Source organism: Alcanivorax sp. HI0044 (genome assembly GCF_001634945.1).
The window spans coordinates 1-1,610 of record NZ_LWEZ01001377.1 but is presented as its reverse complement, the minus strand read 5'-3'; the positions used below and the strand labels follow the sequence as shown (position 1 = coordinate 1,610).

The window sequence follows — 1,610 nt, the reverse complement described above, 5'->3', positions numbered from 1 at the left end:
ATTTACCGCCCAACACCGACATCCAACAGATGATCACCGAGCTGGTGGTCACTTTCTTCAGCCAGGGCGGTAGTCATGAGATCCCGTCGGATCAGACACCCCAGACCCACCGGCTGATCAATCTTCATGATCGCTTTACCGAGCGGCTGACCCAACTGGAAGGAGGACACTCATGAGCACGCCCCGCTCCATCAAATCCTCATCCCGCCCAGCCCTGCGCCTGGTGTCCACCAAGGGCATGAACCGGGAACAGTGGCTCAAGGTCCGCAAGCAAGGTATCGGGGCCAGCGATGCCGCTGCGGCCGTGGGACTTAATCCGTACCAATCGCCGCTTGAGCTGTGGATGATCAAGACCGGGCGGGATGGGCTGTTACCGGCCCCCGATCCTGACGACATCCATACCCCGCTGTACTGGGGCAATCTTCTTGAACCCAAGGTGGCCGAGGCCTATGCCAAGGCGACGGGCAACAAGGTACGGCGAGTGAATGCCGTGCTCCAGCACCCGGATGCAGACAAGCCCTGGATGCTGGCCAATCTGGATTACTCGGTAGTGGGAAATCCAGAGGTGCAGATCCTGGAGTGCAAAACCACCGGCCTCAATGGCGCCAGGCTCTGGGCCGATGGCGTACCAGAGTACATCCAGTGCCAGGTGCAGCATCAACTGGCCGTCACCGGCAAGCAGGCAGCGGACGTGGCGGTGCTGATCTGCGGGCAGGAGTTGCAGGTACACCGCATTGAGCGGGATGACGCCGTCATCAAGCAACTGATCGAGCTGGAACGGGCCTTTTGGCACTTGGTGGAAACCGATACGCCACCCGAGGCCGATGGCTCCGACTCCGCCGACCAGGCGCTGCGAGCGCTCTACCCTCGTGACGATGGCGAAGCGTTGGATCTCATTGAAGACACCGCACTCAACGGCGATTTCAGTGAGATGCTGGATATCCGGGAACGCCTAGCCCGTCTGGCCGAACGGGAAGCCCGGCTCAAGCAGCGCATCCAGCAACGCATGGGTGACGCCGCTCGGGCTTACTTCATGGATGGCCAGGTGAGCTGGAAGCGCAGCAAGGACAGTACAGTGCTCGACACTGACGCCCTGCTCAAGACTCAGCCCGCGCTACTGCAGCAATTCCCCAAGCATCGCGCTGGCAGTCGCCGGTTCCTCGTCAAACCCAACACCTGATCGTTCTCGCATCACCTCACTCAACACCCCACGCCTAACAGCATAAACGCCGGGCCCAGCCCGGCGGCTGTGCTTTTTATAACAGGAGATTCCCATGATCAAAGGACTCGCCATTACGCCCCCCGTGATTGGCCGTATCAGTATTGGCCGCATAGTAGAAAAGAACGGCAAGCGTCTGCCGGAGAAAGACGACCAATTCACCATCACTACCCAGATCCAGACCCGGGAGGGCTGGCTACCGCACCCACTGGATGAGGCCCTACGCCAGGAGGTACAAGGCAAGAAGCTACGCAGCATTCCCGTCACCCTGCCCTTCAATGATCCGGACCTGAACCTGCGGGCGGAGTACACCTTCTTCGAGCGCAAGAGTGGCCGGCCCCTGTGCAGTGGCGACGGGGAGACCTGCCGACGCCGCACCGACCAGGGCCTG

General features: G+C 60.9%; 1 protein-coding gene and 1 pseudogene. Both read left to right on the top strand.

All coding sequences use genetic code 11. The features are described from left to right. Positions 1–172: 172 nt before the first annotated feature. Entirely contained in the window at positions 173–1,180 is a 1,008-nt protein-coding gene (locus tag A3730_RS20375; protein ID WP_063508770.1) for a YqaJ viral recombinase family protein, read from the top strand. A 94-nt stretch (positions 1,181–1,274) separates the two neighbouring features. After that, positions 1,275–1,610 (top strand): annotated as a pseudogene (locus A3730_RS20370) (hydrolase or metal-binding protein); the annotation flags it as partial.